Origin of the sequence: Exiguobacterium sp. s146, assembly GCF_018618415.1 — a bacterium.
Classification (GTDB): domain Bacteria; phylum Bacillota; class Bacilli; order Exiguobacteriales; family Exiguobacteriaceae; genus Exiguobacterium.
Genome location: NZ_JACSMA010000001.1, coordinates 533,161 through 558,157, shown reverse-complemented (window position 1 = coordinate 558,157; position 24,997 = coordinate 533,161). Strand labels below are relative to the sequence as shown.

Below are 24,997 nucleotides of genomic sequence, written 5' to 3'. Positions count from 1 at the left end.
TTCGCTCAGTTCACTTTATTCTCGAGTTGTTTCAACTTCGTCGAGTAGTACTCGATGATGTCGCGGCGCCGGATGATGCCGATGAAATACTTCCCGTCATCGACGACCGGCACGAAGTTTTGGTCGGTGATCGCATCAACGAGCTCCTCGATTTGCGCCGTGATGGCGACCGGCTTATATCGCACGCGTTGCTTGATATCTTTCAACCGTGTCCGGAGCACTTTTTCGTAGTCTTCTTCCCCGCGAAGCTGTTCGGCGAGTGCCCAGAGTAAATCTCCTTCTGTCATCGTCCCGGCGTAAAAGCCGTTCTCGGATACGAGCGGCACCGAGGTGAAGCGATGATGTTTCATCTTCTCGAGCGCTTGCCGTACCGTCGACTCCGGGTCTAGATATTTGACGTCTTCTTTCGGATATAAAAAGAAAGCGATATTCATGTACAATCTCTCCTCAATCTAAAAATCAACCTCTTCATTGTACCATGTATTAGGTTCTAGTCAGCACAAATTGACCATCTAATCTGCATCTGTTCTGTCACAAGGAGGCTTATTCTCTCTTTCTCATAAAGCGTTTCCAAACAACCCGTCCGAAGTTGTTGCGAACACACAAACAGGCACGGTCCCGAGCAGCTTCTCCAAAGCCAATCTTGACCGTGAATCCAACACCCTGTCTCACTTGTATATGACCCATCCAAACGGAGTCACCCGAAACGGCTTCACTGTAGCTATACCCGAGTGAAGATCATTCTAGCCTCAAAAACCGTAACAAACGTGCTACAAGCGCCCATGAAAAAAAGCCTAGGAACCCCTAGGCTTGTCTGGCACAATCAAATAAATTCAAGCAACGTCTTGTTGAACTTGTCCATCTCGTCGAGGACGGTCCCATGACCGCTCTCCTCAAATCGCTCGATGCGAGAGTTCGGGATGCCTTTTTCCATCTCGAGCGCGAACTCGAACGGACAGATCTTGTCGTGCACGCCATGGATGATGAGCGTCTCGACATTCACTTTCGGCAAGTCCTCACGCAAGTCTTCATCACGGAGTGCTTTCGCCGAAGCAATCGTCCCGTGACTCGACGCGACGAGCGAAAGATGATGGAACCAGTTTTGCATCGGTTTCGAATGTTCTTTCTCGAAGAAAATCTCACCGAACCCTTCGAGCATCTTCGGACGGTCTTTCAACGTGTCCTCAATCAACGCATCGACCTCGGCTTGTGTCATCCCGTATGGATAGTCCGGACGTTGCGTGAACACCGGTGCCGCGGCGCCTGAGAGGACGAGCTTCTTCAACCCGTCATCCGGGAAATCAACGGCGTAGCGGATGGCGATCGCCCCGCCCATCGAGAAGCCGACGAGTGTGAAATCTTTGACGCCGAGCCCGTTGACGACCATATGCACGTCCGACGCCATCGTCGCATAGTCATAACCGGTGGCTGGTGCATCCGACTTCCCGTAACCACGATAGTCGATCCCGACGTAGCGATAGCCTGCTTCGAGCAACGCGTTCTTTTGATACTCGAACATGTTGTTGTTTGCCGGCCAGCCATGTAGGAAGACGACGGCGTCGCCTGTCCCGACATCCTCTACATAAATATTCGTTCCGTCATGTGCTGTAATATAGTTCCCCATTAGTCAAAACCCCCAGTTGGATTGTTGAGCGACGTTCGCGTTTGCCCACAACCCACTTTTTCCCGTTTGACCGAAGTGGAAACCTGTCAACTGTCGCGCCAGAGCGATTCGGCTTTCAAGACGTGCTCGATTGCCGCTGCTCCTTCACGTAATACGGACGTCCGCCACGTCTCGTCTTCCGGATAAAACATGGCCATGAATTCTTTGCGGATGCCGTTCCGGGCTTCCGGATCTTTTGTCCCTTCGAAGTAAAGACGATTCTCAAGGATAATCGTCAAGAACTCACGGATCGTCGCTTTCGTCGACGTCCCGAACGTACCGAACTCGAATAAGGCCGAGACGAGCTGTTTGTCCGGATAGTGCGTATCGCGCACGTGATAGAAATGGTTCGTCGAGTCTCCGAGTACATCGGTCGGGTCGTACGACTGAATGTTTTTCAAGCCGTATGTCCGCTTCAATTCGTCCACGGCGCGCCCGTCACGTTCACTGATGACCATCGTCACTTCGTTCGTTGGACCGAGCGCCGTGTGCCAGTCCATATGAACGACACGGTCGTAGCGGTCGAGCAAATCGTGCTGAACCTCTTTCAAAAAGATAGCGGACGGCTCATCCGACTCCCCACCGTAATAGACGCCTTTCGGGAACTGATATTGCCCCATCCCCTTCGCCTCGGTCATCGCGTCGAACCCATCGAGCTTGATGCCTGAACCGAGAAACGAATAAATGTGTTCACGTGCCTCATGGTAGTCATCGATGACGCCGTCCGGGACGAACAAGTGCCGCATGACCTCATACTCTTTGTTGACGTTACGTGGAAGCGACTCCCGGTCGATGACATAGTTTCGGTTCAAATCGACGTTATGTTCATTGACGCGGCGGAAGTGTTTCATTCCCCATGGATTCACGGCATGGATGAGACAGATGCCGGTCGACTCATGCCGGACGTGTGGAAGTTGCGTCTCAACGAACTGGTGTGTAACAGCGGCACCAGCGTATCCTTCGATGCCGTGTTCACCGATTGTCATGAAGAGGACCGCCTCGCGTGATCCCGCCGGTTCACCGATGATGACATCAATCGTGTCCTCCCCGATCGAGTGGGACATCACGCGTGCACTCGGATAAAATTGTTTAATCGGCTCAAGTAGCGACAAAAACTTCTCCCGCGACTCTTCATACGACGATGAAAAATACTGACTCATAGTGACTCCCTCCATTCTAATCTTCTGTATCCCATTCCCATTCCTGACCCGACTAAAAACGCCTCCTTCGGGAGACGTCTTCTAACATTTAATGGGCCCCGGCCTTCGTACCCCGGTTTTGACGGCGGAACTCAAACAAATAGACGAGCGGGGCGAACAGCACGGCACCGAACAACCAGTACGCACCCGGACTCACGAACAGCGTCTCGAACGCCCGGAAAAACCAGGCCATGAGCGAGAAGCCAACGATGAGTTCGGCTGTCCAGATGACACCACGGCGGACGGCGAGCGTGAGGGTGTTCGTTTTTTGGAAGAGGGCTGCGAGAAAAGCGATTAAAAAGGCCGGGAAACTACTGAACCAAAGCATCCGATTGAACGTCGATTCGGCAAAATACGTGTTGCCGAGCGACACCGTGATGACATAATGCGCGACGAGCACCAACAAGACGACAATCCAACCGATGAGGACGTCACGTTCCCATTTTTTCATCGTTCTCCCTCCGTTCCACGCAACAGAGCTATGTTTATATTTACCCGTTTTACCAATGCTTCGGTCACATCTACATCAAAAAAGACGCGTCCCATAAGGAACACGCCCGATTATTTGTCCATCAAGTGACGAGCCCATTCGGTCGCCCGCTCGAGTTCTCCGTCTTTGAGCGGTCCTTCCTTGTCGAGAACGATGAACGACTCTTTCAACACCGGTTCCGCTCCCTTGTCCAGCAACAATCGTTCGATCCGGGTCGAGGCATGGCCGAACCATTTGACGATTTTTCCGACGAAAAAGCCTTGATCTTCTTCAGCCATGCTCGTATCGAACGCTGCAGCCCGGATGCCTCGGAGCGCATGATCCGATAAGCCGTCTAAAAAGGTTTTCACGTCCTCGGTCTCGCGTCCGCCGTGCGTCGGTGAACCGACGACGAACAGATCGAGATTCGCCAGGTCGCCGTATCCGACGTGGCTGATTTGCATGATGTCAACTTGGTGCAAGTCGCTGAACCCGTCCTTGATGGCGTGCGCGACTTTTTCGGTGCACCCGTACATCGAGTCAAAGATGATGAGGATTTTCATGCGATTTCCCTCCCATAAATGAACGGCCTCTGTTATCTACACAGAACTATTCCCTTAATAGTGAAGCGTTCATCATGAATCTCTTTTTTTCTCAATCATCCTCAAAAGCACCTCTAACTCCTCAACTTCATAATCATCCGTCTCGGTCTCAAGGTACGTCTCGATATACGTGCTTAACACATCCAACCCGTCCTTCATTTCAAACGTGAGCGATTTCAGAATCTCTAGATGTAAATCTGCCCAATTCCAAGTATCGATTGATTTCAAGACGTCTAACAGTTCAAGGCGCACCGAATCATTTGGTAAGGCATCGATGGCAGAACAGATAGCCGGATCGAGTTCATTTGCCGTCTCCAGACTCATTTCGCTCAACTCTTCAAAGTCATAGTCTGACATCCCGAGTATCAAGGCGATGCCTTGTTTCAGTCTCATTTCAGCATCTTGGACAATGAGTACATCACTAACACGTGCATCCACGAACGACTGGAAGCTCGACAACGAAGTATAATCAAGTTCCAACATGGGAAATTTATCACTGAATCGACGTCGCATTTCCTTGATGACTTGAGCGAACGATTTATGGCTAGTATCAAACGAACGCGCGATTCGTGGATACAGTTCCGGATCATTTGCTAGTCCCACGAGGAGGTCGATAAGTTGTTGTTTCTTTAACTTTTGGAGCTGTTGTCTCACATTACGGTTCGAAGGTGCTGCCACCTTTTCACGCAACTAAAAGTAGGCGGCGACCTCGTGTTTACAGTTCCCTTTCGCATAAGGGCAATCACAAAAAGAATCCTCGATATCGATACCTGTCAACGTGATGCTGACCTCATATCGCTCGGACCCTTCCGCCATGAACCAATAAGTCGATTCATGTTCTGACTCAATTAAGACCCTGCCTTCAAGCCAGTAGTCATAGCCACGGTCGATGATGCGGCTTGAGATTTGATCCTTAAAATCGTATAAATTCATTCTCGTTTCCTCACTCTTATTAAAATGAACAACGCGACTCCAATCCCTACAGCAGCATACGCCACCTTATCTAAGTGGTCACGCATGCTGAACGGGGCGTCATTCCGATACTCGGCCCGCTTCCACCCAGACTCGTCCGCGACCGCGAGCACGTCCTCCACCGCCTCGCCTTTGACGGACCGATACGTCGTCCCAATCGGATACATATTCGAGGCGTCTCCGTAATAGCTGCCATCCATATCGTCGGCCATCGTCTTCACCTCGCCGACGACTTCTCCCAAGTCAGCCTCCAATACGGCAACATTCATCACTTCATACACCCGTCCGTCCAGCACGACGAACGCATAAGCCCATGATAACGCGTGTGCCGACAGTGAGACCGTTAGCAACAAGGCGACCAGCCAACCGACACGTCTCATCGAATCGCCCACACGAACGTCGCCGAGTCGCTCAAATCGATATCGTCCGGTTCGAGCTCCGGCATTGCCGCTTCCGAATAGAGAATTTCATCGTGAAGCGTAAGCCGCGTCGGGGAGTAGAGATGCAGCTCGCCCCACGTATAGTCGATTTGAAGCAAATCGCCGAGCGTCGCCCCGGCACCTTTCGCCAACAGCTCGGCCCGATGGCGTGCGTTCGCCGCCGCGCTCGCGAGCAGTTCGTCCTGGATCGTATCCGCATCTTTGATCGTGAACGAGATGGACAGTTTCGGTTCGGCGAGCGAGTTGCTGACGTGTTCGATGACCGCCGACAATCGCTTCGTATCAAGCGGGAACTCGAGTTTGGTCTTCTGTTGGCAGGCATAACCCCGGAACCGCGATTTATAGTTACCTTGTTTGTCCCGATAGCTCTCATAGTCCGTGTCGATCGAGAAGTCGGTCGTCTTCAAATCCGTTTTCGCAAATCCGGCCAGCTCGATTGCCTTTTGCAGACGCGTCACTGCCGTCGCCGCTAGGTTCATCGTCTCCTCATACCGTACGGCCTTCGAGGTCAACTCCATTTTCACGACAATCAAATCCGGTTTGGCCGATACTTTCCCCGTTCCTTTGACGGTGATGGTGCGATCCATATGATTTCCTCCTTATGAGTTTAAATCAAAATACGATGTTTTAGACTAATGGATGGAACCCTATTCGTATAGTTAAGTTTCACATTTGATTGCGATAGAAATTTTAAAATAAAGAAAATAACTTCTTCATCTGGAAATTAATTATTCCATTCCCCTTTATTGTTAAATGATGGTATATTAGTAAGGTTGTTTTACACATAAATTATTAGGGGGATTTATTCATTGAATAAAAAATTATTCGAACGAACCGACGTCATCATCATTGCACTCATTTTACTTTTCCCACTAGGATTATTTCTGATGTGGCGTCATCAAAAATTTAACGAATCCACACGAGTTTTGATTACTTGCGCCATCTTAATTTTAGTTGGTTCGGCGTACACGCAAGCGACGAAAGTGAGCCGACAAGTGTATGAGCAAGATCTTGCGGCAGAGCAAACAAAATATGTCGCTCTTCAAACCAAAGTCGAGGCCGCCCAACAAGAGTTAGACGATTCGATGGAAGAAGTCGAAGTACTTCGTGTAGAAGCTGACGAAAAAGCCAAGATTCAAATTGTCGAAGCCGAGCAACAAGCTTTACAACTTTTAAAAGAGGCAGAATCTAAGGCCGACACGATTGTTTCGAAAGCTGAGGATGAAGCGGCAAATGTCGCCGAAGCTCAACTCACCGAAGCGAAAGAAGAAGCTGCAAATCTCATTGCACAAGCCGAACAAGAGGCGAGCGCTTTGAAAGCTGCAGCCGCAAATGAAAGTTCGTCTTACTCGGCTGTCGCTGCGCCGACTAGTCAAAAGTTCCAAAACTGTACGGACCTCCGCGGCACTTACCCGGGTGGTGTCAGTTCAGACCATGCGGCTTACCAGCCAAGTATGGACCGCGACAAAGACGGCTGGGCGTGTGAATAATACGTTCAAGAATCAACCTCCCTTATCGGTGAGGTTGATTCTTTTTTACGCTTCTCACTTCTCACGCCCGAGATGTCAACGACACCGCGAGCCCAATGAGATAGCCGAGTGCTGCACCCGCCGCAATCCCATACACTAGTTCAACATCAAATAGGAGCGAACTGATGATGCCAATCCCGGTTCCAAACACCAGTCCGAGTCCTACTGCCGACGCTCGCCAAGTTTGTCCTGTCATCGTAGTCCCCTCCTCTTCCATGTCCCCTTCCCGTTAACGGAACCGGTCCATCATGAACGCTTCCACGTCATCGAGTGTTTCAGCGTCTCGTAACGACGGATAGGCGTCTCGACTGAAGACGAGCCCCTTGTCCGTCTCGAGGAACATATACCGCTCGCCGTCCGGGAAGCCGTAATCACTCACATCTATCAAGTGAAGCGAGGCGCCATTTTGTGACCAGACGAGGGATGCGTCATGCCGTCTCGGCATAAAAATCCCTTCCATGCCGAGGCGAAGCTCGGAGATGACGTCCGCATCCGACTGAAGCACTTTCGAACCGACACCTGCAACGGTGAGTACTTTCATCTCACTCCCAGGCTCTACCTCGCCCCGATAGACGTCTGTCACGCCAATCGTCACGATCGACTGATATTTCTCTTGTCCGTTAAAATCGAGCTCGATGTTGTCAATCTGCTTCACGACGCCCCGTACCACCGAAGGATCCCATTTCGTAAACAGCTCGTCCTCACTCATCTCGACCAGGTTTGCGGACGACATCCCGACATCGATGTCCGCTTCATCGATATACGCGACCGACATATTGCTCGAGCTGTCCGATAACGGAATCAACTCTTTGAAGCCGTCCCACGTCACGGCAAAAAGTGTGACCGCCACAGCTACGATGAGCCCCCCGACCCAACGCCAACGTCTCCGCTTTTTGACCTCCACCACCATCGATTCCTCGACGAATCGGTCATCGACGTTCCCCATCAAACGCGTGAGCCGATCTCCGTTCATAGCGCCACCCCTTCCGCTTCGAGCACTTGCTTCAAATCGTTCCGGGTTCGCAGCAGCACCATCTTGACCTTGCTCTCGCTCACCTGGCGCATCTTCGCGATGTCCTTGATGGACTGAAAGTGAAAGTATCGGCCCATGAAAATCTGTCGGGTCTCTTGCGGCAACTCGGCCAAAAAGTCGTTCAACAGCTCGACGACTTCCGAATCGGTCGCGACCGATGAGGCAAGACAGTGTTCAAGTTCACTGACGATGAGCGGTACTTGCCCCGCTCCGCGCTTCTTGGCGTTCGCCTTCTCATACTTGTGGAGCGAGACGTTCCGGACCAGCTTCGCCAAATAGGCGGCGAGGCGCGCTGGTCGGGTCGGCGGAATCGCTTGCCACGCCTTCATGTACGTGTCATTGACACACTCGTCCGCATCCTCTCGGCTGTTCAAAATATTAAATGAAATGGTATGACAATAGCCGCCATACTTTTGCGCCGTCGCTTCAATCGCCCGCTCGGAACGCCGCCAATATAAATCGATGATCGCTTGATCGTCCAATCGAATCCCCCTCTCGATGTAGTTGCATCTTTATAGACCGGAAATGAGGTCCATCGGTCACAACTTCTGCAAAAGTTTTTTGGAGCGTCTCTTCACGGCCGGACTTCCCGCATCGAGTTGGGTCTCGAGCAAGGCTTTCAGCTCGTCACGGTGTTGCGGATGCACGACGCTCAAATCAAACATCGCCTGCAGAGCATTGACGATGACGATACTGCTCGTCTCTGCGGTAATCCAATCGGTGAGCACGTGAGCGATGTCGGACGCCTCTTCCTCCGTCCACGTCATCCGTGGCATGAGTTGTGCCAAATGCCACCGCACTTCTTGTTGAGGAGTAGTATGTAACTGTTGGAATAACGTCGTTTGATGCGCATGAAGCAACTCCGGATGACGGCGCGTCAGTTTCTCGATCGCGTCTGCGCTTCGCATCCGGACGACGGGACGATCATCGGTCAAGCCGGTCATCAATTCGTTGAATCGGTCTTGATCATTCCCGACAAATTCGACGACTTCATCGACATGACCGATTGAGCGCAAATCTCCACCGTTCAATAATTCTCGGATATCCATCACTCCACCTCTTTCCATACTCTCATTTTACAGAAAAAGGGACTCAGTAGACACTGAATCCCTTACCATGCATATTAGTTATTCTCTTGCTTTAACCGGTCGATGATATTATCCGACTTCACTTTCGAAATGGCATACAGCATCGAAGAACCGACGATGAGGAAAATCACAATCGTGACGAACAAGATGTCGCCCCACGGCAACGTAAACGGGGCTTCGAACGTGTTGATTTGCGCACGATAAATGAGGTACATGATGAGCACACTGACCGGCACGCCATACGCCAGCGCCTTCATGCCGTAGAAGATGCTCTCATAATACACCATCTTGTTGAACCCTTTCGGTGTCATCCCGACCGACCGCAGCATCGCGAATTCGCGGCGCCGGAGCGAGACGCTCGTCGAGATCGTGTTGAAGATGTTTGCCACCGAGATGAGCGAGATTAAGACGATGAACCCATAGACGAAAATCGATAGCAGCAACAACACTTGCTCTTGTTGCTCCCGTTGCTCCGACACGTTGAAGATGTATTGGTCCATGTTCTGTTCCGCTTCAATCACTTGTTGCGTCGCATCCGGGTCATTCGTGTTCAAGGCGATCGATGGGCTTGATTGTTGCATCAACTTCCCAATCGCATCCTCTTCAAACGTGCCTTCTCGCACGATCACATCGAGCCAACCGAGTGAACTTGTCATCACACCGGTCGGGGCGACGTCGGTCATGGCTCCGATTTTGATTGTTTTAAGCGGTGCCGCTTCGTCCGTCGCATTCTCGTCCCGGAGTTCAAGCGTATCGCCAATTTCGGTCTCAATCGTCTTCGAATTGACGAACTTTTTCTTGTCCACATCTTGATACGACACTTCATCAATCAAAACGGCGCTTGGGACGTCTCCATCTTCAAAGTTGCTGGCGGATGCCCCGATCTGCTTCAAGTACGCATCGAAACTGTCGTCATCCAATTGGTAGAGGGAGACGTAGTACATGAACTTCCCATCGACAAAGGTTGATGCCAAGTCTTTGTTCTCGGTCAACACGCTCGGTAATTGCGCTTCGTCGACCATCGTCTGGACGGTCGTGTTCTCGAAGTACGTCCCACCCGTCACATTGTCCAACGTCTCATAGCGACGCAAGTCATCCTTCGTGAGATTCGACCCGTTCACGAGGATATCGAACTCGTACGTGCCTTGCGACATCTCGAGCGACTGTTCGAGCCGGTCCGTGAAGTAACTGACAACTAAAAACAGCACAATACTGATGACGAGTGAGAACACGGTCGCCAAATACCGTTTCCGGTTACGTTTCGTGTTTTTCAATCCGATCTCTGCTTCCAACCCGAAGATACGGCGCACAAATTTTGACGTCTTCACGTTCTTCGACGTCAGTCGCACGTCCTGGGTTTGACGAATCGCGTCAATCGCCGAAATCTTCGAAGCGCGGCGCGCCGGCAGATAACACGAGATGAAAATCGTCACGCTCGAAATGAGGACCGTCAACAGGAGCGTGAGCGGTGTGACGACGACCTCAAACTTCTCCGTCACGTTGAGCGCTTTTTCCGCGAAGGCGTTGATGAACAGGAACGTGCCCCCGATTCCGGTCACCCCGGCAAGGATACCGATTGGGATGCTGATCCCTCCGATGACGAACCCTTCAAAGAAGACCGAGTTCCGTTTTTGCCGTTTCGTCGCCCCGACACTCGCGAGCATCCCGAGGTAGCGTGAGCGCTCGGATACACTGATGGCGAAGGCGTTATAGATGAGCGAAATCGAGCCGATGACGATGACCGCCATGATGATGCCCCCGAACCCGTACAGCGTCTTGCGCAAGCCGTCATCATCGGTCACCCCATAATAGCGAAGCAACGAAGAGTTATAATCAATCCCTTCGATTTTCTGTTCGCGCATCACTTGTTTCGTTTCTTCATAAATCGAGCCGTCAACATCGTTCAAGGCGACATACGTATCGACGGTCGCACCGTTCAACGCTTTGTCGTCGATGTATCCGACGACCGTATAGCCAGGCGACCACGTCGGTTCCCACGCCGGACGCGTCATCGTCCCGACGACGGTCAACGTCACCGTGTCCTCGATGTTCAACTCTTCAAGCATCGTCTCCCCGTCACGCATCAAGCCATCGCTTTGCGTCAACACACGACCTGACGATTCGTCAATGCGTTCACCGATCTCGAGCGTCAATTCGTCACCGATGTTGTACGTGACTTGTGCGTTTTGACGGATGGCCTCGGAAATGACGACTTCGCCTTCTTTGTTCGGTAAGCGTCCCTCCGTCAAGTCGACAGGAAAATTCTTCAGCCCCGAGATGTTATAGTTCCTGACATATAAGTATGGTTTATAGGCATTCTGTGATTCTTTTAATTCCGCATAGCCGTCACTCGACAGGATGACGTCCTTCGTGGCCGCGTCATTCCGGATTGCCTCGACCTGGTCTTCGTTCGTGTTGACATATTTGACGTGCCACTCCCCGTTGTCCGCGATGTCTTGACGAATCATCAAGTCTAAGAACGATGAACCGAGTGTCGTCACAGCCGTGATCATCGAGACCGAAATGATGACCCCGATAATGGTGACGAGCGAACGCCGCTTGTTCTCGCGTAAGTGCCGAAGCGTCATTTTATTGATGATGTTCATGCGCGGACGACCTCGTTCTTCGCAATCTTCCCATCCTCGATCGAGATGATCCGGTCGGCCTGTAAGGCGATCCGTTCGTCGTGGGTGATGATGATGAGCGTCTGATTGAACTTCTTGTTGAACAGTTTGAGAAGGCTCATGATCTCTTCACTGTTTTGACTGTCCAAGTTCCCCGTCGGCTCGTCAGCCAAGATGATGGCCGGGTTGCTGATGAGTGCCCGGCCGATTGAGACACGTTGTTGCTGCCCGCCAGACAGTTGGTTCGGCAGATGTGTCAACCGGTTCGACAATCCAAGGATGCCGATGATGCGCTCCAAATGGGCGGCGTCGACTTTTTGCTCGTCCAACAACATCGGTAACGTGATGTTCTCCTCGACCGTCAAAATCGGGATCAAGTTATAAAATTGATAAATCAACCCGATTTGACGACGGCGGAAGATGGCGAGCTGTGTCTCATCCAACTTGTAAATATCGGTGTTGTCGATCAACACCTGTCCACTCGTCGGCACGTCGACACCGCCGAGCAAATGCAACAACGTCGACTTCCCCGAGCCCGATGGTCCGACGATGCAGACGAACTCGCCTTTTTTGACGGTGAACGATACGTCATCGAGCGCCCGCACTTCCATCTCGTCTTTCCCGTATACTTTTGATAAGTGTTGTACTTCTAATATGTTCATGGTTGCACCCTCCAGTACTTGATCTACTTTGAGTGTACCGAGCGAGTGTGACACGTCCGTGACTCAAAAGTGACTGTTTCGTCACTTAGACGATTGCTTTATAATATCGAACTTGAAACGCGGTCCCGGCTCCCCGTTCACTGCGAACGGTCAATTCCCCTTGCTGGCTCGTGATGATGCTGTGGGCCATCGCGAGCCCGATACCGACGCTGTCGTCGCTCGCATTCATGCCTTTATAAAAACGTTGGAAGATGTACGGGACGTCTTGTTTGGCGATGCCGCTACCCGTGTCACGGATGACGATTTCCGTATAGAGTGTGTTCTCGCTGAATTCGATGAACAGCTCGCCTTGTTCCGGTGTGTGTTCGACGCAATTCTTCAAGATGTTGATGAGCGCCTCGGTCGTCCATTTCAAATCACCTTCGAACGTTACATCGCGCTCACCCGTGATTTGAAGCCGCTGCATTTTAATATCGATCGGCACGAGCATCGGTTCCGTCACGGCTTGAACGAGCGCGGGAACGGACACCGGTTCCCGTTTGAACTGAATCGTCCCGGCATCGATTTTAGACAGCTTGAGTAGCGACGACACGAGCCATTCCATCCGCTCGAGCTGTACCTGCACGTTATGTGTGAACTCTTGACGCTTGTCATCCGACAGTCTCGGGTCACTGAGCAAATCTGCCATGACGGTCATTGACGTGAGCGGTGTCTTCAACTGATGAGAGATGTCGGAGATGGCATCCGTCAGCTTCTGCTTGTCTTCCTCGAGATGCATCCCTTGTTCGGACAACATCTTCGTCACTTTATAGATCTGGCTCTTCAATAGACTGAGCTCGCCTTCGCGATTGTCCCGGACGTCGAGTTTATAGTTGCCGTTGCTGATCTCCTGGAGGTAGCTCGACAGCTGGTCGATTTCCCGATAGCGCCACGCCGTGAATCGATACGTCACCATCAAGAGCGCGATGGATAAGAGGACGACGAGGAGCATTGCTTCGCGCGAGACGAACAGCGCCACCCCCACGGCCAAGCTGATGATTGCAAAGAAGCTTAGCAAATAAATTCGAATTTCTTTATTTCGCAACATGTCAGCGTTCCACCTTGTAGCCGATACCGCGAACCGTCTTAATCAACGTCGGCCGCTGCGGGTCATCCTCGAGTTTCTCACGTAACCGTTTGATATAGACGGTCAACGTATTGTCATTCACGAAGTCCCCGCCCACGTCCCAAATCTGGTCGAGCAGCTGGGCCCGTGACAACACTTGGCCCGTATGTTTTCCGAAGATGAGCAGTAAACGATACTCAAGCGCCGTCAACAAAATCTCGCTTCCATTCTTGTTGACTTTCGCGTCTTGCGTGTTGATTTCGACCGACCCGATCGTCAGAATTGGCGAGCTCGCCTGTTTATGGTAGCGCCGCAACACCGAGTGAATCCGTGAGATCAGTTCACGGACCCGGAACGGTTTCGTGATGTAGTCGTCCGCCCCCATATCGAGTCCCATGACGACGTTCACTTCATCATCGAACGCTGTCAAAAAGATGACAGGTATGTCCTGTTTTTGCTTCACAAGCCGACATAAGTCATAGCCGCTCCCGTCCGGCAAAGACAAATCGAACAGGCACAGGTCAATCGAATGTAACTGTTGTTCAATCAAACGTGTCGCATCGGCCACGTTGTGGCACAACGTCGTCGTAAATTGTTCTTGCTCGAGCGAATATTGTAGACCGGAAGCGATTGTCCGGTCGTCTTCAACGATTAGAATATGCATGGTATTCCCTCCTGACTCTTCTTCTCATAATATAGCAGTCTTTTTCAAGTGAGGAGACATAACAAAAAACCGAACGAAAAATCTCGTTCGGTCAGATTATGCTTTTGTCACCCGAAGGCACTCCGGTCGTTCGAATCCGACGTCGCCTAAAAATCGTAGCGAATCAATCGTCAACTCGTCGCGCGTAATCGTCTTGATGCTCGGTTCCGTCTGTTCATCGACCCATACTTTCCAAATCTCAACCTCATCCGCTGTCTCGAGATGATCGACGATATACTCAACTAGCTGTTCAGCTCTCGCATCCGTATAACGCCAACGCAATTCTACGATATGTGGTTTTGAAGAATACGACTCGACATTTTCTTGTTCATAATACAGGTCGCGCTTGATTTCAATCTCATCGAGGTGTTCTTCTGACTCGACGTTCATCAAAATTTTTTCGTCACGGTCGAGGTCCTCATCGTCTGTGAGCATTTCAGGCAAGATGACACCTTTTTTGATGGCCTCGTTGATGGATAAGAACTCGATATATGGATTTTCGACTTCTTTTAATGGATGGTCGCTCGTTATAAATTGGAATTCACTCATTTAAAAACCTCCTCCTGTTTTGATCAATGGGTCGTCATCGCTTCATCGCACGGATGGAAATCATCAGTCCAATCCAATACCCGATAATCGAACCGATTACAATCCCATACATGGACGGAACATCGAATAATAAAGAGATGATCAGCCCGCCAGTCGTTCCAAACACAAGGCCTAGACCGACTGCTGATTCACGCCACTCGTTCATGTTCATCCCTCCCATCCCTTCATACGAACCAAGTTAACCAAACGTTTCAATTCCTTACCACCGCATAAAAAAAGGGACCCAACATCTGCTGAATCCCTTCAAAGCTTATTCGACTGTCGACGCCGCCTCGGCGAGCGCCGCTTCTCCTTATGGTAGTTCTCGACGAACGCATCGAGGTGCGCCCGCACTTCGTCTGTCGATTTCGTGTCCATGAGCTTCACACGGAGGTCGCTCGCCCCACGGAAGCCTTTCACGTAAATCTTGAAGAAGCGATGCAAGTTCGAGATTGAACGCGGCACGTCTTCTTGGAACTTGTCTTGCAGGTCGAGTTGAAGACGGAGCAAGTCGAGGTGTTCTTCCATCGAGTGCTCACGCGGCTCTTTCTCGAACGCGAATGGGTTCTTGAAAATCCCGCGGCCAATCATGACGCCGTCGACGCCATACTTCTCGACGAGTTCTAATCCCATTTGACGGTCGAGGATGTCCCCGTTGATCGTGATGAGCGTGTCCGGTGCAATCTCATCGCGCAGTTTGACGATGTCCGGGATCATCTCCCAATGCGCATCGACTTTACTCATCTCGTTGCGCGTACGCAAGTGAATCGACAAGTTGGCGATGTCTTGTTTCAAGAGATGCGTCAACCAGTCGCGCCACTCGTCGAGCTTCGCGAAGCCGAGACGCGTCTTGACGCTGACCGGGATGCCGCCGGCTTTCGCCGCTTGAATGAGTTCCGCTGCGACGTCAGGACGGAGGATGAGTCCGCTCCCTTTTCCGCGCTTGGCCACGTTCGGTACCGGGCAACCCATGTTGATGTCGAGGCCCTTATAACCCATCTCGGCCATGCCGATGCTCATCTCGCGGAAGTAGTCCGGGTTGTCGCCCCAAATATGGGCGACCATCGGCTGTTCGTCCTCTGTGAACGTCAAGCGGCCACGCAGGCTGCCTTTCCCTTCCGGATGGCAGTAGCTGTCCGAGTTGGCGAACTCGGTGAAGAACACGTCAGGCCGCCCCGCATGGGCGACGACGTGACGGAAGACGACGTCGGTGACGTCTTCCATCGGGGCAAGTATAAAGAATGGACGCGGAAGATCGCGCCAGAAGTTTTCTTTCATAAAATCATTCCCTTTCGTAATCAATCCAACAAAATCACTTTATCCATTCTATTATGGACCGGGGAATGTATCAACTGTTTCACCTAAATGATAGGGTACAATAGATAAAAAACGCTATTATGTTTGAGGAGAATTCATATGATTATTTGGATTAACGGCGCATTCGGCTCAGGCAAGACGACAGCCGCCAAACAATTGCAACAACGCCTGACGAACGCTTATCTGTACGATCCGGAACAAGCCGGCTTCTTCATTCGCGACAATCTGCCAAATAACATGCAGCTGCCCGACTTCCAACAACATCCGGAATGGCGGGCGTTCAATGTTGAGATGTTGAAGAAGATTACTCGTTCATACGATGGTGTGGTTGTCGTCCCGATGACGATTGTAGACCGCACTTATTATGATGAAATGATTGGCACGTTGCGCCACGACGGGATTCGTGTCGACCATTATATTCTCCATGCCAACAAGAACACGCTCAACAAACGGTTAAATAGACGCTTCGAATGGTTCAACTCATGGGGCAAGGCCCAAATCGACCGTTGTCTCCGCGCCTTTCAACACGACATCACCCATGACAAAATCGAGACCGATCACCTTACAGTCGAACAAGTCGTCGAGGAAATCGCGAAGCGTAGCGGCTTGACGCTCAAAGCGACGAAGCGTCGTTCCGTCCTTCGCTCGTTCTAAATCACGCCCGTCGAATAATGAGTGAGGTCTATATCTTCAGGGACTACTTAAACCGCAATGTGTCATTACTTCTTATAATAATGAGAGACTACAACTCCGTTTGGCATCAGATGATGCTCAAGTGATATAAAAGTGATTGGATTGATTCCCCCATTCGGAAACAAGCGCTTCCCTGACCCTATGACGATTGGATAGATAATCAACCAACATTCATCGACGAGGTCGTTTTGAAACAAGGCATGGCCCAAATCACTGCTTCCCCAGACATGAAAATCGGGCCCTGACTCTAACTTCAATAACTTTAACTGTTTGATGGGGTCCATCAAAAAGACGGTCGGCTCCCATATGCTATCATGCAACGTTTGTGACGCTACATACTTTGTCGCAATTTGTGCTTCCGGCCAAATATCCGCGTGTTGGGGCCAATAGTCTCCCCATTGTACATACGTCTTTCTCCCAAGTAGCAATGCAAAGTCGCTGTGCATTTGTGTCCGAATCAGGCGACCCAACTCATGACTCGCAAACGGTCCTGTCCATCCGCCGTGCGTAAAACCTTCGCTTACGTCTTCGTCTTTCCCACCTGGTGACTGAATCACACCATCCAAGGATACATGTTCAAGTACAATGATTTTTCTCATCTTCACCACCCCTTATGACACGACTAAACAAAAAACCTCCGATTTCAAACAAAATCGAAGGTCTATCTGCATTCATCTTATTCCATTTTTTCTAGCCACGCCACCGTCTCCACATGCGCCGTATGCGGGAACATGTCGACCGGTGTCACTTCGACGAGGCGGTAACCCCGGTCGGCGAGATAGCGCATATCGCGCGCCTGCGTTGCGACATTGCACGACACGTAGACGATTCGCTTCGGTGCCATCTCGACCATCGTCTCGAGGAACGACTCGGCACAGCCTTTGCGCGGCGGGTCGACGACGATGACGTCCGGGTTAATCCCGTCTTTCTTCCACTGCGGCAATACATCTTCCGCTGCGCCACACGCGTACGTCACGTTGTCGATCTCATTGACGAGCGCGTTCTGTTTCGCGTCCTCAATCGCTTCCGGCACGACTTCGACGCCGTATACGTGCGCCGCTTTCCGGGCGAGGAACAGACTGATCGTCCCGATGCCGCAATAAGCATCGACGACTTGCTCCGTCCCGGTGAGTTGCGCGTATTCGAGCGCCTTGCCGTAAAGCTTCTCCGTCTGGACCGGGTTGACCTGGAAGAACGAGTGCGGGGAGATCGTGAACGTCAGTCCACCGATTTTATCCTCAATCGTCTCATGACCATATAACAATTTGTTCGTCGACCCTAAGATGACGTTCGTCTTGTCCGGGTTGACGTTTTGCATAATCGATGTCACATCGGGCAGACGCTTCAAAATGTCGGCGACGATCTCGTTCACACCTTTGATTTTCGTCGTCTTCGTGATGAGGACAATCATCAATTCACCCGAATGGTATCCGTAACGGGCCATGACGTGGCGGATGACGCCGCGCCCTGTCTTCTCATCGTACGCCGGCACACCGTGCGCCGCAAGCACGTCGCGGACGACTTGGACGGCCTCATCGTTGCGCTCGTCTTGGATGAGACATTCTTTCATCTCGACGATATCGTGCGAACGTGGGCGATAGAAACCGGCGACGAGGCGACCGGCCTCGTCTTTGAACGGCACTTGCGCCTTGTTGCGGTAACGCCATGGTTCCGGCATGCCAATCGTCTCGTGGACGGGCACGTCGAACTGGCCGAGTCGCTTCAATGCATCGACAACGCGGTCCCGTTTTTGGCGGAGTTGGCCGTCATAGCTGAAGTGTTGGAGCTGACAGCCCCCGCACTGATAGAAAATCGGGCACGGTGGCTCGACGCGGTCCGCGCTCGCTTGTTTCACATCAATCAAGCGGGCGAACCCGTACTGTTTATTCGTCTTCGTCACGACAATCTCCACGGTCTCTCCCGGGAGCGCGTTCGGGACGAACAACGTATAACCGTCGACGCGTGCCACGCCCGCGCCTTCGTGGGTGAGGTCGTGGATGTGGACGTCGAGACGGTCATTTTTTTGGACTGGTAACATGAGTCTCTCCTTTCCCGATTCAAAAAATAGTGTGTATTGGTTCATACCCGTTCCAAGCGAACGAAAAGCTCGGCGTGTGCGCCACGCCGAGCCGTGTTATTCTGCTTTCTCGTTTGACACGTTGAACAGCTGTTTAATCATCTGTTCGCGTTCATACTGGGCGTTCAAATCTTCCATCTCACGGATGCGCGCGTTCGGAGCGAGCACCGTCAAGTGACGGAACAAGTTCCGCATCTCGCCTGTGCATTCGCCGCCGTACTCGCCGTCGATGTTGAGGCTCATCCGTTCCGTCGTCGTCTTCATCTTGACGCGTCCCGTCTTGACGTGCTCGACGAGCGGGCTCGACAAATGCTCACCACGGAGCAACAAACGGACGACGTGGATGAACTCGAACAAGTTACACTTGCGCAAGATGAACAAGTCGAATAGACCATCGTTCAGCGAGGCGTGCGGGGAAATCTTCTCAAAGCCACCGACCGAGTTCGAGTTCGATGTAAGGAAAATCATGACCTCGCCGCTGAACGTCCCTTCGTCATGCTCGAGCTCGATATACGTCGGCTTGATGAGCGGCAACTTCTCCATCCCTTTGACGTAATAGGCGAGCTGTCCGAGCGCCGTCTTCAGTTTCGACGGGACCTCATACGACAGCTCCGTCATGATGCCACCCCCGGCGATATTGATGAAGTAGTGGATGTCTCCCTTTTCCCCTTCAATCTCCCCGAGGTCGACCGGCATCTCGAAGCCGTCACAGATGACGTCGAGGGCACCGACGACGTTGAGCGGAATCCGCATCGCCCGGGCGAAGTCGTTCGTCGTGCCGACCGGGATGAGCCCGATTGTCGGACGCGTGTCGAGCGGGGCGAGTCCCGAGATGACCTCGTTCAGCGTCCCGTCCCCACCGGCCGCGATAATCAAGTCGAAGTCGGCCTCTGCGGCCCGAACGGCCTCGAGCGTCGCGTCGCCGATCGCTTTCGTCGCGTACGTCGACGTCTCATAACCCGCATCCTCGAGGCGGTTCAAAATGTACGGGAGTTCCCGTTTGATCACTTCTTTTCCAGATGTCGGGTTATAGATGACCCGTGCGCGTTTTCGTTGCATACTATTCTCTCCCCATGCTCAAATCGAGCGAAAAGCGAGACACAAGTGCCTCGCCGCTTGTTTAGCGTTTGGCGATCTCTTCGTGGAACAAGCCATCGAGGAGTGCCGGGTTCGCCATCCCTTTCGTCTGCTTCATGATCTGCCCAATGATAAAGCCTTTGGCACGGTCTTTCCCGTTCTTAAAGTCTTCAATCATCTGCGGATGCGCTTCGAACAAGTCGAGGATGTAGCCGCGGAGCAAGTTCTCGTCCGAGATTTGGGCGAGACCGTTCGCTTCGACGTACGCCTTTGGTTCGGCACTTTCTTCGATCATGGCTGTGAACACGCGTTTGGCGATCTTCGAAGAAATTGTACCTTCTCCAATCAAACGAATCAACTCCGCGAGCGAACTCGGCGTCAATTTCATCGTCTCGATCGTATCGGCCGATTTGTTCAAGTGACCGAGCACTTCGCCCATGAGCCAGTTCGCGGCCGCTTTCGGTTCGGCACCGGCCGCCGTCGTCGCTTCGAAGAAGTCCGAGAACTCCCGCGTCGCTGTGAGCGCCTTGGCGTCATACGCCGACAGACCGTAATTGTTCATATAGCGTTCGCGACGTGCGACCGGAAGTTCCGGAAGCGTGGCGCGGATGCGTTCTTTCCATTCCTCATCGATTTCGAGACGGACAAGGTCCGGCTCTGGGAAGTAGCGGTAATCGGCCGCTCCTTCTTTGACACGCATGAGGATCGTCTTCTTCGCCGCCTCGTCAAAACGGAGCGTCTCTTGACGCATGACGCCGCCCGTGATGAGCAGTTTGCGGTGACGGTCTTCCTCATACTCGAGCGCCTTCAAGACGTTCGAGAACGAGTTCAAGTTTTTGAGCTCTGTCTTCGTGCCGAACGGCTCTTGACCGAACGGACGGACCGAGATGTTACAGTCGCAACGAAGCGACCCTTCTTCCATCTTGACGTCCGAGACGCCAGCGAACGAGAGCACTTCTTTCAAGCGCTCAAGATAGGCGACGGCGTCTTTCGGTGAACGCATGTCAGCCTCACTGACGATCTCGATGAGGGGTGACCCGGTCCGGTTGAAGTCGACGACCGAGTGCTTCTCGCCCGTGTGGTTCATCTTCCCGGCGTCTTCCTCGAGGTGGACGCGCTCGATGCGGAAGCGTTTCATCTCGCCGTCGACTTCGACGTCGACGTGACCGTTGAAGCCGATCGGCTGGTCGAACTGCGAGATTTGGTACGCTTTCGGCGTATCCGGATAGAAATAGTTCTTGCGGTCGAATTTCGTGTCGGTCGCGATTTCGCAATTGAGTGCCATCGCGGCCTTGATGGCGAGGTTGACCGCCTCTTCGTTCAATTTAGGCAAGACGCCCGGGTGTCCGAGACAAATCGGACACGTCTGTGTATTCGTTTCGGCACCGTATGTGCGCGAGCAGCCACACCAAATCTTCGACTTCGTGCTCAGCTCGGCGTGCACCTCGATCCCGATGATCGTTTCAAAGTTCATCGTACGTCCTCCTTAGAGCTGTGGCATCTTGAAACCGCCGTTTGCTTGTTCAAAAGCATGGGCCACGCGGTAGAGTGTTGGTTCACTGAAATGGTTCCCGATGATCTGTAAACCGACCGGGAGGCCTTCTGACAAGCCAGCCGGTACCGAGATGGCCGGGATGCCCGCCAAGTTGACCGGAATCGTCATAATATCGTTGGCATACATCGTGAGCGGATCTTCGAGCTGGTCACCGAGTTTGAACGCGACCGTCGGCGCAGTCGGTCCGATGATGGCGTCGTAGTCGGCGAACACGTTCGCGAAGTCTTGCTTCATGAGTGTGCGGACCTGTTGCGATTTCTTGTAGAACGCATCGTAATAACCCGAGCTGAGTGCGTATGTCCCGAGCATGATGCGGCGTTTCACTTCTTCCCCGAAACCTTGTTCGCGCGAGTAAGTGAACACTTCTTCGAGCGCGTCAGCTTCAGCACGACGTCCGTAACGGATGCCGTCAAACCGGGCGAGGTTCGAAGACGCTTCAGATGAGGCGAGCAAGTAGTACGTCGGGAGCGCGTATTTCACCGTCGGGAGCGAGACGGTCTCGACCGTCGCCCCGAGTGATTTGAGCGTCTCGACCGCTTCTTCAATCTGTTTACGGACACCGTCCGACACGCCTTCGGCCATGAACTCTTTCGGAAGTGCGAGCTTCATGCCTTTAATGTCGCCGGTTAGCGATTTCGTATAGTCCGGTACGTCGACCGTCGCCGATGTTGAGTCCATGTCGCAGTGACCCGCGATGGCGTTCAACAAGTAGGCGTTATCTTCGACCGTACGCGTGAGCGGGCCGATTTGGTCGAGCGATGAGGCGAATGCGACGAGGCCGTACCGTGAGACGAGGCCGTACGTCGGTTTCATCCCGACGACGCCACAATAGGCTGCCGGTTGACGAATCGATCCACCCGTATCCGAGCCGAGGCTGAAGAGCACTTGCCCAGCTGCGACCGTCGCCGCTGAACCCCCCGACGAACCACCTGGTACGCGCGTCGGGTCCCACGGATTACGGACGACTTTGAACGCCGAGTTCTCGTTCGATGAACCCATCGCGAACTCATCCATGTTCAACTTCCCGATTGTAACGGCACCAGCGTCATGGAGACGCTCGACGACCGTCGCGTCATGGGCCGGGACGAAGTTCTCAAGGAACTTCGAGGCACACGTCGTGCGTGTCCCTTTCGTGACGATGTTGTCTTTGACGCCGATCGGTAAACCGAAGAGCGGGTTGTCCGAGGTCTTGGCGAGCTCGTCCATCCGTTTCGCCTGTTCGAACGCGTCTTCGTTGAGCGTCAAGAAGGCACCGATTTTGTCGTCGGTCGCCTCGATGCGGTCAAATGATTCTTTGACGAGGTCGGATACCGTGACTTCGCCTTCTTTTATAAGCGTATGTAGCTTCGCTACACCGTGATCAAATAAACTCATGAAGGGCCTCCTTATTCAAAGACCGCTGGGACACGGACTTGGCCGTTCTCCCAATCAGGTGCCATCCGTTCGACTTCCTCGCGTGGAAGTGAAGGACGAACCTCGTCTTTGCGTAGTACGTTTTTCAAATCTAGGGCATGGGTCGTCGGGATGACGCCCGTCGTATCGAGTTCATCGAGTTGCTCGGCGAACTCGAGGATTTTTGTCAATTGCTCCGTGAAGTGCGTCACTTCATCTTCTGTGATCGCAAGTCGGGCGAGTCCGGCGACGTGCCGAACTTCAGCTTCTGTGATTCGAGCCAAAGGTTCCACCTCCAACAGTTTTCAATACATCGTCCATTATCATACCACTTTTTTATAAGACAAAAAAGAAAATCCCATCTCGCCAAGGATGAACGTTTTTTTGAAAAGTTAGGGAATCCGCCCACACTATTGACTCGTTTCCAAAAACGCCTATTCGGTCCGTCCCCCAATCTCATTATGCTTAGAAAGAAGCATCATTCTTTCGAGGGGGATTCCTATGTCAATCCGTAACAAACTGATCGTCGCCTTCACCGTCTTGCTCGTGTTGTTGCTCGGGGTGAGCGGCTACTCGTTCTATGCGTTGAATGCGTCCAAGGCCGCCCAGCAAGATATGAACGTCTCGTGGGTACCGGGAATGGATCAAATTCATCAAGTCGACAAACAACTGCTTGAGATTCGTCAGCAGATGATGCGCCACGCTTTGGTCGAGGACGAGGTGACGAAGCAAAACGTCGAGCTCAGCATCGAGACCGGCGTCACGATTTTGGAGCAACAGATGAGCGGCTACGAGTCGACCATCATCAACCAGACCGACCAGGAACTGTTCGACCAGGCGACGTCTCAATGGACATCCTTTAAAACGAACATCGAGGAACTCGTTCGCATCTCGACCGAGGAAGGTTCTGCCGCGGCTGACGCCTACATCCGAGATACGGCGACACCGAGTGCCGACGCCCTCTCGAACACGCTCGGCCTGCTCGTCAACTTGAACCGGGATGAGATTCGGTCTGATACGGAAGCGAGTGAGGCGTTGTTCGGTCAAGTCCAATTGACCCTCCTCGTCATCATGGTCGCGGCCGTCATCTTCACCGTGCTCATGATGGTGTTCATCTTCCGTTCCATCTTCGAGCCACTCAAAGAATTCAAGACGAAGATGCGAGAGTTGGCCACGAGCCAAGGCGATTTGACGACAGCGATCCCGGTGAAGCGCCGCGATGAGTTTTCGGGACTCGCCCGCGACTTCAACCAATTCATCGCCAACCTTCGCCAGTTGATTTTGCAAGTGAACGGCGTGTCACACGGCGTGACCGAACAGTCGGCCCACATGTATGACGAGTTAAAAGAACTCGACACGTACATGACGACGACGGCCGCCACGACCGAGGATTTGACGGCCGGGATGCAACAGACGGCCGCGAGCGCCCAAGAGATGAACGCGTCGGCGTCCGACATGGAACGCACGCTCCATCATATCGTCACGATGGCCGCCGAGCGCAAAACCGAGGCCGAACAAGTCGACGCCCGCGCCGTCGCCCTGCGCGACCATGCCGTCGAAGCGAAAGCGTCGGCGCTCCACGTCCTCTCCTCGACGCGCGTCAACTTGGAGAAGGCGATGCAAGACGCTAAAGCAGTCCGGGAAATCGCCACGCTCACGAACGATATTTTAGACATCGCCGCGCAGACGAACCTTCTGTCCTTGAACGCCTCGATTGAAGCCGCACGGGCCGGTGAGGCGGGACGCGGGTTCGCCGTCGTCGCCGATGAGATTCGGAAACTGGCCGAGACGAGCCGGACGACCGTCGAACGGATTCAAGCCATCTCGACGACCGTGCTCCACTCCGTCGACCATTTGAACGACACGTCGAGCGAGATGCTCCATTTCCTCGATACGAACGTTTTGAAAGACTATGATCAGCTTGAGGAAGCGGCCGAACATTACAGCGAAGACGCCGGCCGGTTCGAAGCGACCGCGTCTGAATTCGCCGAGGCCGCCGTCGAACTCGAACAGTTGACGTCGAACATGATCGGGGTCATTCAAGACGTGGCCGTCACCGTCAACAACGGTGCGCTCGGGACACAAGAAATCGCCGAGAAAGTGACGATGTCCGTCGACCGCTTCAGCGAGTTGAACCGTGTCACCGAGATATCGCAACAGAAAATGGATGAGTTGAACGAGTTGATCGGTCAATTCAAAGTATAAGAAA

29 protein-coding genes are annotated in these 24,997 nt (G+C 52.6%); 3 read left to right on the top strand and 26 right to left on the bottom strand.

What is annotated here, in order from left to right; genetic code table 11:
- Positions 1-5: 5 nt before the first annotated feature.
- From KNP83_RS02925 to KNP83_RS02885, 9 genes are all read right to left on the bottom strand, one after another.
- Positions 6-434 carry a CBS domain-containing protein gene (locus tag KNP83_RS02925; RefSeq protein ID WP_128123335.1) on the bottom strand — a complete coding sequence of 143 codons (429 nt, stop codon included), beginning with the start codon at positions 432-434 and terminating at the stop codon, positions 6-8.
- A 389-nt stretch (positions 435-823) separates the two neighbouring features.
- Positions 824-1,624, bottom strand: a complete 801-nt coding sequence (locus KNP83_RS02920) for an alpha/beta fold hydrolase (protein WP_214760395.1) — start codon at positions 1,622-1,624, stop codon at positions 824-826.
- A gap of 86 nt (positions 1,625-1,710) precedes the next feature.
- The gene (locus KNP83_RS02915; RefSeq protein ID WP_214760393.1) at positions 1,711-2,823 is read right to left on the bottom strand and encodes a M14 family metallopeptidase; all 1,113 of its coding nucleotides are present in this window, start codon (positions 2,821-2,823) and stop codon (positions 1,711-1,713) included.
- An 88-nt stretch (positions 2,824-2,911) separates the two neighbouring features.
- A complete protein-coding gene (locus tag KNP83_RS02910) occupies positions 2,912-3,313 on the bottom strand; it encodes a hypothetical protein (protein WP_214760391.1) in 402 nt (133 codons plus the stop codon).
- Between the two features lie 110 nt (positions 3,314-3,423).
- On the bottom strand, positions 3,424-3,894 hold the full coding sequence (locus KNP83_RS02905) for a flavodoxin family protein (protein WP_214760388.1): 471 nt from the start codon (positions 3,892-3,894) through the stop codon (positions 3,424-3,426).
- Positions 3,895-3,966: 72 nt separating this feature from the next.
- Positions 3,967-4,326, bottom strand: a complete 360-nt coding sequence (locus KNP83_RS02900) for a hypothetical protein (RefSeq protein ID WP_214760386.1) — start codon at positions 4,324-4,326, stop codon at positions 3,967-3,969.
- A gap of 297 nt (positions 4,327-4,623) precedes the next feature.
- Positions 4,624-4,866 carry an SWIM zinc finger family protein gene (locus tag KNP83_RS02895; RefSeq protein WP_214760384.1) on the bottom strand — a complete coding sequence of 81 codons (243 nt, stop codon included), beginning with the start codon at positions 4,864-4,866 and terminating at the stop codon, positions 4,624-4,626.
- Positions 4,863-5,285, bottom strand: coding sequence for a hypothetical protein (locus tag KNP83_RS02890; RefSeq protein ID WP_214760382.1), 423 nt, complete (start codon positions 5,283-5,285; stop codon positions 4,863-4,865). Before KNP83_RS02890 ends, KNP83_RS02895 begins: the two co-directional genes overlap by 4 nt.
- Positions 5,282-5,932 (bottom strand): SIMPL domain-containing protein, encoded by a 651-nt coding sequence (locus KNP83_RS02885; protein WP_214760380.1) that lies wholly within the window; start codon positions 5,930-5,932, stop codon positions 5,282-5,284. The genes KNP83_RS02890 and KNP83_RS02885 overlap by 4 nt, the downstream gene beginning before the upstream one ends.
- 222 nt (positions 5,933-6,154) lie before the next feature.
- Here KNP83_RS02885 and KNP83_RS02880 point away from each other — a divergent pair, with 222 nt between their 5' ends.
- Positions 6,155-6,835, top strand: a complete 681-nt coding sequence (locus tag KNP83_RS02880; protein ID WP_214760378.1) for an excalibur calcium-binding domain-containing protein — start codon at positions 6,155-6,157, stop codon at positions 6,833-6,835.
- 61 nt (positions 6,836-6,896) lie between these two features.
- Here KNP83_RS02880 and KNP83_RS02875 read toward each other — a convergent pair whose 3' ends face one another.
- The 11 genes from KNP83_RS02875 to KNP83_RS02825 form a co-directional block, all read right to left on the bottom strand.
- A complete protein-coding gene (locus KNP83_RS02875) occupies positions 6,897-7,070 on the bottom strand; it encodes a hypothetical protein (protein WP_214760377.1) in 174 nt (57 codons plus the stop codon).
- 33 nt (positions 7,071-7,103) lie between these two features.
- On the bottom strand, positions 7,104-7,847 hold the full coding sequence (locus KNP83_RS02870; protein ID WP_214760374.1) for a hypothetical protein: 744 nt from the start codon (positions 7,845-7,847) through the stop codon (positions 7,104-7,106).
- Positions 7,844-8,389, bottom strand: coding sequence for an RNA polymerase sigma factor (locus KNP83_RS02865; protein WP_214760372.1), 546 nt, complete (start codon positions 8,387-8,389; stop codon positions 7,844-7,846). The genes KNP83_RS02870 and KNP83_RS02865 overlap by 4 nt, the downstream gene beginning before the upstream one ends.
- 57 nt (positions 8,390-8,446) lie before the next feature.
- The gene (locus KNP83_RS02860; RefSeq protein ID WP_214760370.1) at positions 8,447-8,956 is read right to left on the bottom strand and encodes a HEAT repeat domain-containing protein; all 510 of its coding nucleotides are present in this window, start codon (positions 8,954-8,956) and stop codon (positions 8,447-8,449) included.
- Between the two features lie 74 nt (positions 8,957-9,030).
- Entirely contained in the window at positions 9,031-11,601 is a 2,571-nt protein-coding gene (locus tag KNP83_RS02855) for an ABC transporter permease (protein WP_214760369.1), read from the bottom strand.
- The gene (locus KNP83_RS02850; RefSeq protein ID WP_214760367.1) at positions 11,598-12,281 is read right to left on the bottom strand and encodes an ABC transporter ATP-binding protein; all 684 of its coding nucleotides are present in this window, start codon (positions 12,279-12,281) and stop codon (positions 11,598-11,600) included. Before KNP83_RS02850 ends, KNP83_RS02855 begins: the two co-directional genes overlap by 4 nt.
- Positions 12,282-12,366: 85 nt before the next feature.
- Positions 12,367-13,368 carry a sensor histidine kinase gene (locus KNP83_RS02845; RefSeq protein WP_214760365.1) on the bottom strand — a complete coding sequence of 334 codons (1,002 nt, stop codon included), beginning with the start codon at positions 13,366-13,368 and terminating at the stop codon, positions 12,367-12,369.
- A gap of 1 nt (position 13,369) precedes the next feature.
- The gene (locus KNP83_RS02840) at positions 13,370-14,050 is read right to left on the bottom strand and encodes a response regulator transcription factor (protein ID WP_214760363.1); all 681 of its coding nucleotides are present in this window, start codon (positions 14,048-14,050) and stop codon (positions 13,370-13,372) included.
- Between the two features lie 96 nt (positions 14,051-14,146).
- Positions 14,147-14,638, bottom strand: coding sequence for a hypothetical protein (locus tag KNP83_RS02835; RefSeq protein WP_214760361.1), 492 nt, complete (start codon positions 14,636-14,638; stop codon positions 14,147-14,149).
- Positions 14,639-14,672: 34 nt separating this feature from the next.
- Entirely contained in the window at positions 14,673-14,843 is a 171-nt protein-coding gene (locus tag KNP83_RS02830) for a hypothetical protein (protein ID WP_214760358.1), read from the bottom strand.
- A 98-nt stretch (positions 14,844-14,941) separates the two neighbouring features.
- On the bottom strand, positions 14,942-15,955 hold the full coding sequence (locus KNP83_RS02825) for a tRNA dihydrouridine synthase (RefSeq protein ID WP_214760356.1): 1,014 nt from the start codon (positions 15,953-15,955) through the stop codon (positions 14,942-14,944).
- Between the two features lie 138 nt (positions 15,956-16,093).
- Between KNP83_RS02825 and KNP83_RS02820 the strand changes: the two genes are divergently transcribed.
- Positions 16,094-16,648 carry an AAA family ATPase gene (locus tag KNP83_RS02820; RefSeq protein WP_214760354.1) on the top strand — a complete coding sequence of 185 codons (555 nt, stop codon included), beginning with the start codon at positions 16,094-16,096 and terminating at the stop codon, positions 16,646-16,648.
- A gap of 65 nt (positions 16,649-16,713) precedes the next feature.
- On the opposite strand, the gene KNP83_RS02815 is transcribed toward KNP83_RS02820, so the two are convergent.
- The 6 genes from KNP83_RS02815 to gatC form a co-directional block, all read right to left on the bottom strand.
- Positions 16,714-17,286: a dihydrofolate reductase family protein gene (locus tag KNP83_RS02815; protein ID WP_214760352.1), complete on the bottom strand. Its 573-nt coding sequence runs from the start codon at positions 17,284-17,286 to the stop codon at positions 16,714-16,716.
- A gap of 77 nt (positions 17,287-17,363) precedes the next feature.
- Positions 17,364-18,725, bottom strand: coding sequence for a 23S rRNA (uracil(1939)-C(5))-methyltransferase RlmD (gene rlmD / locus KNP83_RS02810; RefSeq protein ID WP_214760350.1), 1,362 nt, complete (start codon positions 18,723-18,725; stop codon positions 17,364-17,366).
- 96 nt (positions 18,726-18,821) lie between these two features.
- Entirely contained in the window at positions 18,822-19,823 is a 1,002-nt protein-coding gene (locus KNP83_RS02805) for a diacylglycerol kinase (protein ID WP_214760348.1), read from the bottom strand.
- Positions 19,824-19,884: 61 nt separating this feature from the next.
- Positions 19,885-21,315: an Asp-tRNA(Asn)/Glu-tRNA(Gln) amidotransferase subunit GatB gene (gene gatB, locus KNP83_RS02800; protein WP_214760345.1), complete on the bottom strand. Its 1,431-nt coding sequence runs from the start codon at positions 21,313-21,315 to the stop codon at positions 19,885-19,887.
- 12 nt (positions 21,316-21,327) lie between these two features.
- On the bottom strand, positions 21,328-22,770 hold the full coding sequence (gene gatA, locus KNP83_RS02795; protein WP_214760343.1) for an Asp-tRNA(Asn)/Glu-tRNA(Gln) amidotransferase subunit GatA: 1,443 nt from the start codon (positions 22,768-22,770) through the stop codon (positions 21,328-21,330).
- A gap of 11 nt (positions 22,771-22,781) precedes the next feature.
- Positions 22,782-23,072 (bottom strand): Asp-tRNA(Asn)/Glu-tRNA(Gln) amidotransferase subunit GatC, encoded by a 291-nt coding sequence (gene gatC / locus KNP83_RS02790; RefSeq protein ID WP_021066487.1) that lies wholly within the window; start codon positions 23,070-23,072, stop codon positions 22,782-22,784.
- A 217-nt stretch (positions 23,073-23,289) separates the two neighbouring features.
- On the opposite strand from gatC, the gene KNP83_RS02785 reads away from it, so the two are divergent.
- Complete coding sequence (locus KNP83_RS02785; RefSeq protein WP_214760341.1) at positions 23,290-24,993, top strand: methyl-accepting chemotaxis protein; 1,704 nt, start codon at positions 23,290-23,292, stop codon at positions 24,991-24,993.
- Positions 24,994-24,997: the final 4 nt, after the last annotated feature.

What these genes read in the sequence shown, in the direction of transcription:
- KNP83_RS02925 (WP_128123335.1), bottom strand. Translation starts at nt 434, where the DNA reads ATGAATATCGCTTTCTTTTTATATCCGAAAGAAGACGTCAAATATCTA.
- KNP83_RS02920 (WP_214760395.1), bottom strand. Translation starts at nt 1,624, where the DNA reads ATGGGGAACTATATTACAGCACATGACGGAACGAATATTTATGTAGAG.
- KNP83_RS02915 (WP_214760393.1), bottom strand. Translation starts at nt 2,823, where the DNA reads ATGAGTCAGTATTTTTCATCGTCGTATGAAGAGTCGCGGGAGAAGTTT.
- KNP83_RS02910 (WP_214760391.1), bottom strand. Translation starts at nt 3,313, where the DNA reads ATGAAAAAATGGGAACGTGACGTCCTCATCGGTTGGATTGTCGTCTTG.
- KNP83_RS02905 (WP_214760388.1), bottom strand. Translation starts at nt 3,894, where the DNA reads ATGAAAATCCTCATCATCTTTGACTCGATGTACGGGTGCACCGAAAAA.
- KNP83_RS02900 (WP_214760386.1), bottom strand. Translation starts at nt 4,326, where the DNA reads ATGAGACTGAAACAAGGCATCGCCTTGATACTCGGGATGTCAGACTAT.
- KNP83_RS02895 (WP_214760384.1), bottom strand. Translation starts at nt 4,866, where the DNA reads ATGAATTTATACGATTTTAAGGATCAAATCTCAAGCCGCATCATCGAC.
- KNP83_RS02890 (WP_214760382.1), bottom strand. Translation starts at nt 5,285, where the DNA reads ATGAGACGTGTCGGTTGGCTGGTCGCCTTGTTGCTAACGGTCTCACTG.
- KNP83_RS02885 (WP_214760380.1), bottom strand. Translation starts at nt 5,932, where the DNA reads ATGGATCGCACCATCACCGTCAAAGGAACGGGGAAAGTATCGGCCAAA.
- KNP83_RS02875 (WP_214760377.1), bottom strand. Translation starts at nt 7,070, where the DNA reads ATGACAGGACAAACTTGGCGAGCGTCGGCAGTAGGACTCGGACTGGTG.
- KNP83_RS02870 (WP_214760374.1), bottom strand. Translation starts at nt 7,847, where the DNA reads ATGAACGGAGATCGGCTCACGCGTTTGATGGGGAACGTCGATGACCGA.
- KNP83_RS02860 (WP_214760370.1), bottom strand. Translation starts at nt 8,956, where the DNA reads ATGGATATCCGAGAATTATTGAACGGTGGAGATTTGCGCTCAATCGGT.
- KNP83_RS02855 (WP_214760369.1), bottom strand. Translation starts at nt 11,601, where the DNA reads ATGAACATCATCAATAAAATGACGCTTCGGCACTTACGCGAGAACAAG.
- KNP83_RS02850 (WP_214760367.1), bottom strand. Translation starts at nt 12,281, where the DNA reads ATGAACATATTAGAAGTACAACACTTATCAAAAGTATACGGGAAAGAC.
- KNP83_RS02845 (WP_214760365.1), bottom strand. Translation starts at nt 13,368, where the DNA reads ATGTTGCGAAATAAAGAAATTCGAATTTATTTGCTAAGCTTCTTTGCA.
- KNP83_RS02840 (WP_214760363.1), bottom strand. Translation starts at nt 14,050, where the DNA reads ATGCATATTCTAATCGTTGAAGACGACCGGACAATCGCTTCCGGTCTA.
- KNP83_RS02835 (WP_214760361.1), bottom strand. Translation starts at nt 14,638, where the DNA reads ATGAGTGAATTCCAATTTATAACGAGCGACCATCCATTAAAAGAAGTC.
- KNP83_RS02830 (WP_214760358.1), bottom strand. Translation starts at nt 14,843, where the DNA reads ATGAACGAGTGGCGTGAATCAGCAGTCGGTCTAGGCCTTGTGTTTGGA.
- KNP83_RS02825 (WP_214760356.1), bottom strand. Translation starts at nt 15,955, where the DNA reads ATGAAAGAAAACTTCTGGCGCGATCTTCCGCGTCCATTCTTTATACTT.
- KNP83_RS02820 (WP_214760354.1), top strand. Translation starts at nt 16,094, where the DNA reads ATGATTATTTGGATTAACGGCGCATTCGGCTCAGGCAAGACGACAGCC.
- KNP83_RS02815 (WP_214760352.1), bottom strand. Translation starts at nt 17,286, where the DNA reads ATGAGAAAAATCATTGTACTTGAACATGTATCCTTGGATGGTGTGATT.
- rlmD (WP_214760350.1), bottom strand. Translation starts at nt 18,725, where the DNA reads ATGTTACCAGTCCAAAAAAATGACCGTCTCGACGTCCACATCCACGAC.
- KNP83_RS02805 (WP_214760348.1), bottom strand. Translation starts at nt 19,823, where the DNA reads ATGCAACGAAAACGCGCACGGGTCATCTATAACCCGACATCTGGAAAA.
- gatB (WP_214760345.1), bottom strand. Translation starts at nt 21,315, where the DNA reads ATGAACTTTGAAACGATCATCGGGATCGAGGTGCACGCCGAGCTGAGC.
- gatA (WP_214760343.1), bottom strand. Translation starts at nt 22,770, where the DNA reads ATGAGTTTATTTGATCACGGTGTAGCGAAGCTACATACGCTTATAAAA.
- KNP83_RS02785 (WP_214760341.1), top strand. Translation starts at nt 23,290, where the DNA reads ATGTCAATCCGTAACAAACTGATCGTCGCCTTCACCGTCTTGCTCGTG.